The following is a 5886-nucleotide window of genomic DNA, read 5'->3' as shown; positions in this document are numbered from 1 at the left end:
GCATGAGTACGACCTGCCTGTACTCCGACATCGTGCTGCCGACCGCAACCTGGTACGAAAAGAACGACCTCAACACCAGTGACATGCACCCCTTCATCCATCCGCTGTCCACCGCGGTGGATCCGGTGTGGCAATCGAAAAGCGACTGGGAAATCTACAAGGGCTTCGCCAAAAAATTCAGCGAGCTGTGCGACGGGCATCTGGGCGTGGAGAAGGAAATGGTGCTGACCCCGGTGATGCACGATACCCCGGGCGAGCTGGCTCAGCCGTTTGAAGTCAAGGACTGGAAGCGTGGCGAGTGCGAACTGGTGCCCGGCAAGACGGCGCCCCAGATGCAGGTCGTCGAGCGCGACTATCCCAACGTCTACAAACGATTCACTGCCGTGGGCCCTCTGCTCAACAAGGTGGGCAACGGCGGCAAAGGCATTGCCTGGAACACCGAAACCGAAGTTCGGCAACTCGGCGAACTCAACGGCTTGGTCACCGAACCGGGCGTGACCCAGGGCATGCCGCGTATCAACAGCGACATCGATGCCTGCGAAATGGTGTTGCAACTCGCGCCCGAAACCAACGGCCATGTGGCGGTCAAAGCGTGGGCGGCATTGGGCAAGCAGACCGGCCGCGAGCACACCCATCTGGCGCTGCACCGTGAGGACGAGAAGATCCGCTTCCGCGACATCCAGGCCCAGCCGCGCAAGATCATTAGTTCGCCGACCTGGAGCGGCATCGAATCGGAAACCGTGTCGTACAACGCCGGTTACACCAACGTGCATGAACTGATCCCATGGCGCACCCTCACGGGCCGCCAGCAGTTCTACCAGGACCACCCTTGGATGCTGGCTTTCGGCGAGGGCTTGGCCAGCTACCGGCCGCCGGTGAACCTGAAGGCCACCGCCGGGGTGCACGGTATTCGTACCAACGGCAACACCGAAATATTACTGAACTTCATCACGCCGCACCAGAAGTGGGGCATCCACTCGACGTACACCGACAACCTGTTGATGCTCACGCTGAGCCGGGGTGGGCCCATCATCTGGCTCAGTGAAGATGACGCCAAGCTGATTGGCGTGGAAGACAACGACTGGATCGAGGCTTACAACGTCAACGGAGCGATTGCCGCGCGAGCTGTTGTCAGCCAGCGTGTCAAGCCCGGCATGGTGATGATGTACCACGCGCAGGAAAAAATTGTGAACACGCCGGGTTCGGAGATCACCGGCCAGCGTGGCGGCATCCACAACTCGGTCACACGCATCGTGCTCAAGCCGACGCACATGATTGGCGGGTATGCGCAGCTCTCCTACGGCTTCAACTACTACGGGACCATAGGTACCAACCGCGACGAGTTTGTCGTGGTGCGCAAGATGAGCAAGGTCGACTGGCTGGACACGCCACGCGATGACGACCGTGCGTTTGCGGTGCAGCAAATGGGAGAAGCAGCATGAAAGTTCGCGCCCAAATCGGCATGGTGCTGAACCTGGACAAGTGCATTGGCTGCCACACCTGCTCGGTCACCTGCAAAAACGTCTGGACCAGCCGGCCCGGCATGGAGTACGCCTGGTTCAACAATGTCGAAACCAAACCCGGTATCGGTTACCCGAAAGAGTGGGAAAACCAGGACAAGTGGAACGGTGGCTGGGTGCGCAAGGCTGACGGCTCCATTGAGCCGCGTCAGGGCGGCAAGTGGAAGCTGCTGATGCGCATCTTCTCCAACCCGAACATGCCGCAGATCGATGACTACTACGAGCCCTTCACTTTTGACTACGACCATCTGCAGTCGGCGCCAGAAATGAAAGCCGCGCCAACGGCACGGCCTCGCAGCCTGATCACCGGTAAACGCATGGAGAAAATCGAGTGGGGCCCGAACTGGGAAGAGATCCTCGGTGGCGAGTTTTCCAAGCGCAGCAAGGACGCCAACCTGGCGAACTTCGACCAGGTCCAGAAAGACATGGTCGGGCAGTTCGAAAACACCTTCATGATGTATTTGCCGCGCCTGTGCGAGCATTGCCTGAATCCGGCCTGTGTGGCTTCCTGCCCTTCCGGCTCGATCTACAAGCGCGAGGAAGACGGCATCGTGCTGATCGACCAGGACAAGTGCCGCGGCTGGCGCATGTGTGTCTCGGGCTGCCCGTACAAAAAAATCTATTACAACTGGAAAAGCGGCAAGGCCGAGAAATGCACCTTCTGCTATCCGCGCATTGAAGCCGGCCAGCCGACTGTCTGCAGCGAAACCTGCGTGGGCCGCATCCGTTACCTCGGTGTGGTGCTGTACGACGCCGACCGCATCCAGGAAGCGGCCAGCGTGGAAGACGACAAGGACCTGTACCAGGCCCAGCTCGACATCTTCCTGGACCCGAACGATCCGAAGGTGATTGAGCAGGCGCGCAAGGACGGCATTCCCGAAGCCTGGCTCGAAGGCGCCCGCCGCAGCCCGGTCTACAAGATGGCGGTGGAGTGGAAGGTGGCACTGCCGCTGCACCCCGAGTACCGCACGCTGCCCATGGTCTGGTACGTGCCGCCGCTGTCGCCCATCACTTCGGCGGCCAATGCCGGCCACATCGGCGTGAACGGTGAGCTGCCCGACATCGCGCAGATGCGCATTCCCGTGCAGTACCTAGCCAACCTGCTGACCGCCGGCGACACGGCGCCGGTGATCCGTTCGCTGCAGCGCATGCTGGCCATGCGTTCCTACCAGCRCAGCAAACATGTGGACCAGGTGCAGAACCTGGCGGTGCTGGAGCAAGCCGGGCTGACGGTGGCCGAGGTCGAGGAGATGTACCACATCATGGCGATTGCCAACTACGAGGACCGCTTTGTGATCCCGACCACCCACCGCGAATACGCTGAAAACGCTTTCGACATGCGCGGCGGCTGCGGCTTTACCTTCGGCAATGGCTGCTCCGACGGCGCCAGCGATGTCAGCCTGTTCGGCGGCAACAAGAAACGCACTATTCCCATCAAGGTGGAGGTTTGACCATGGCACTTTTCAACAACACCCCCGCTGTGGCTTCGAAAAGCCTGCGTGTGCTGGCCCGACTGCTTGCGTATCCTGACGCCGAATTACGCAGCCACCTGAGTGCGATGCGAGAAGTCCTGCACGAAGAGCGCGCACTGCAGCCGCAGCGGATGGCCGAGCTGGACGCACTGATCGAAGCGCTCGCACTGGCGCCTGCGCTTGAGACCGAGGCGGCTTACGTCGAGCTGTTCGACCGGGGCCGCGCCACATCGCTGCACCTGTTCGAACACGTGCATGGCGATTCGCGCGATCGCGGGCCGGCCATGATTGACCTGGCGCAGACCTACGAGAAGGCCGGCATGTACCTGGCCGAAGGAGAAATGCCGGACTTTCTGCCGGTGGTGCTCGAATTCACCTCGACCCAGCCACCGAGTGAGGCGCGCGAGTTTCTGGCCGAGATGGCGCACATCTTCAATGCGATTTTCGCGGCGCTGCAGCAGCGCGAAAGCGCCTACGCCTCCGTGTTGGGTGCCCTGCTGGAGCTGGCCGGGGAAAAGGCGCAACCGGTGCAAATTGCGGCGGAAGAGCCTATCGATGCGGTTTGGGAAGAGCCGGTCGTTTTTGATGGCTGCTCGTCCAAAGGCCAGGCCAGGCCGGACCAGCCGCAGCCTATCCACATCGTGCCTCACGTGCGCAAGGCACGCCCCACCCAAGGAGCGCAAACATGAGCCCCGGACTTCACGGATTTCTTTTTKGTGTCTATCCCTACGTCTGCCTGACCGTTTTCCTGCTCGGCAGCCTGATCCGTTTTGACCGCGACCAGTACACCTGGAAAAGCGATTCTTCGCAGTTATTGCGCACCGGCTTGCTTCGCTGGGGTAGCAACCTGTTCCACGTGGGCATCCTGTTCCTGTTTTTTGGGCATCTGGTGGGCTTGCTGACGCCCCACGCGGTTTACGGCGTTTTCATGGACGCTGCGACCAAGCAGCGCATGGCGATCTACGCAGGCGGCATTGCCGGCTTCATCTGTTTTATCGGCTTATCGATGCTAATTTACCGCCGCATGTTTGACCCGCGCATCCGCTACACCAGCCACAAGACCGATCTCGCGATCTTGCTGATCCTCTGGACGCAGCTGGTTGTGGGCCTCATCACCCTGCCGTATTCATGGGGACACGCCGATGGCGGCGTGATGCTGATCCTGGCCGAATGGGCGCAGCGCATTCTCACCCTGCGCGAGGTGGACTCTGCAACGCTTGCCGTCTTGCCTTGGCCCTACCGCTTCCACATCGTGTTCGGGATGACCATCTTCCTGCTGTTCCCCTTCAGCCGTCTGGTTCACGTGTGGAGCGGCTTTGGGTCGGTCGCTTACCTCTTCCGCCCCTACCAGGTCGTGCGCAGCCGCCGCCTTGGCGTTCCCCGGGCCAAGTCGCCCGGCGCTCCCTGACCTCACGTAAAACAGGAACCGTCCATGACCACATCCACACTTTCTTCACCCGCTGCCGCTCAGGGTTGCGGCAGCGGTTCATGCCAGTGTGCTTCTGCGGCAGTCCAGGCTGCCGTGCCCGAGGCCCTTGTCAATGGCATCGCCCTGTATGCGCCAGGGCAGCGGCCCGACACAGCCACCTTGCGCGAACTGGCCTACGCCGAGCTGCTGCGCCAGCAGGCGGTATCACAAGGCCTGCTGCCGCGCCACACTGGTTTGACCAGCCCCGAGCTCGGCGAGGCCGAACGCGAGATCATTGAAGCCATGGTCGACCAGCAGGTGACCACGCCCCTGCCCACCGAAGAGGAAGGCCGGCGCTATTACGGGGCGCACAAGGCCCAGTTTCTGGTGGGCCAGGCCCTGCACGTGCGCCATATCCTGTTTGCGGTCACTCCCGGCGTCAATGTCCAGGCACTCACGGTGCATGCCGAGCGCGCCTTGCTCGAGCTGTCGCACAAGGGCGTGGCTCCCGGGCGCTTTGCCCAGCTGGCTGCCGAATTGTCCAATTGCCCCAGCAGCGCCCAGGGCGGGGATCTGGGCTGGATCACGCCGGACGACTGTGCGCCCGAGCTGGCGACAGAACTGTTTCACCTGCAGTATGCACAAACAGGCACGGGCGTGCACCCGCGCCTGTTCCACACGCGTTTCGGTTTTCACATCATTGACGTGCTGGATCGGCGCAGCGGCACCCAGCCCACGTATGAGGAAGTACGCGAGCGCATCGCAGCCCTGCTGACAATGCAGTCGCGCGCGCGCGCCCTACACCAGTACATGAGCCTGCTGGTTGGCGAGGCGGAGGTAGAGGGCATCGCTCTTGAGGGTGCGGATTCGCCTCTGGTGCAATGAATGAAGACCTCGAGCGCCCGGACGAACTCCTGTTGCGTTTGCGGCGTTTCCACTCTGACTACTTTCCGCTGCACCAGCAGCGCTTCCAGGATCTGGTGGCGCAGGGGCAGCACCCCAAGACACTGTTCATTGGCTGTTCGGACTCGCGCGTGGTGCCCTACCTGCTGACCGGCGCCGGCCCGGGTGAACTTTTCATCGTACGCAATGTGGGTGCCTTCGTCCCGCCGTACGACGGCTCACATGGGTTGCACGGCACCACGGCGGCGATTGAGTTCGCGGTGCTCAGCCTGCATGTGGAGCGCATCATTGTCTGTGGCCACAGCCACTGCGGAGCCATCCGTGCCGCGTACGAAGGCGTTCCCGAGGAAGCAGTAGCCTTGCAGGCCTGGCTCAAACTCGCCAGCGAAGCCTTGCTGCCTGTTGTGTCGAGCCCGGAGGCCCTGCGCCGCACCGAGCAGCGCACCGTGGTGTTGCAGCTCGAGCGGCTGATGGCCTATCCCATGGTCCGGCGTGAGGTCGAGAAGGGCGCCTTGACCCTGCATGGCTGGCACTACGTCATTGAGGACGGTGAAATCCATACCTTTGATGTACAGCAAGGAAG

Annotated in this window: 6 protein-coding genes; all 6 read left to right on the top strand. The window is 61.9% G+C overall.

The window, feature by feature from the left end:
- Window positions 1-1442 (top strand): molybdopterin dinucleotide binding domain-containing protein (locus tag AC1D1P_RS12370; RefSeq protein WP_477673184.1); only part of this gene is annotated, 1442 nt, incomplete at its 5' end.
- The gene (gene narH / locus AC1D1P_RS12365; protein ID WP_477673183.1) at window positions 1439-2971 is read left to right on the top strand and encodes a nitrate reductase subunit beta; all 1533 of its coding nucleotides are present in this window, start codon (window positions 1439-1441) and stop codon (window positions 2969-2971) included. The genes AC1D1P_RS12370 and narH, both read left to right, overlap by 4 nt.
- Before the next feature lie 2 nt (window positions 2972-2973).
- Window positions 2974-3681: a nitrate reductase molybdenum cofactor assembly chaperone gene (gene narJ, locus AC1D1P_RS12360; RefSeq protein WP_477668761.1), complete on the top strand. Its 708-nt coding sequence runs from the start codon at window positions 2974-2976 to the stop codon at window positions 3679-3681.
- A complete protein-coding gene (narI, locus tag AC1D1P_RS12355; protein WP_477673182.1) occupies window positions 3678-4400 on the top strand; it encodes a respiratory nitrate reductase subunit gamma in 723 nt (240 codons plus the stop codon). Before narJ ends, narI begins: the two co-directional genes overlap by 4 nt.
- A 24-nt stretch (window positions 4401-4424) precedes the next feature.
- The gene (locus AC1D1P_RS12350; protein ID WP_477673181.1) at window positions 4425-5285 is read left to right on the top strand and encodes a peptidylprolyl isomerase; all 861 of its coding nucleotides are present in this window, start codon (window positions 4425-4427) and stop codon (window positions 5283-5285) included.
- Window positions 5282-5886, top strand: a 605-nt coding sequence (locus tag AC1D1P_RS12345; RefSeq protein ID WP_477673180.1) for a carbonic anhydrase, incomplete at its 3' end; no start/stop codon positions are given. The genes AC1D1P_RS12350 and AC1D1P_RS12345, both read left to right, overlap by 4 nt.

The organism is Polaromonas sp. P1_E1_2 (assembly GCF_056406035.1).
Note: the sequence above shows the minus strand (reverse complement) of the source record. Positions and strands in the feature narration are given on the sequence as shown.

Excerpts from the sequence above, each read along its gene's own strand:
- narJ (WP_477668761.1), top strand. The coding sequence starts at position 2,974 with ATGGCACTTTTCAACAACACCCCCGCTGTGGCTTCGAAAAGCCTGCGT.
- AC1D1P_RS12350 (WP_477673181.1), top strand. The coding sequence starts at position 4,425 with ATGACCACATCCACACTTTCTTCACCCGCTGCCGCTCAGGGTTGCGGC.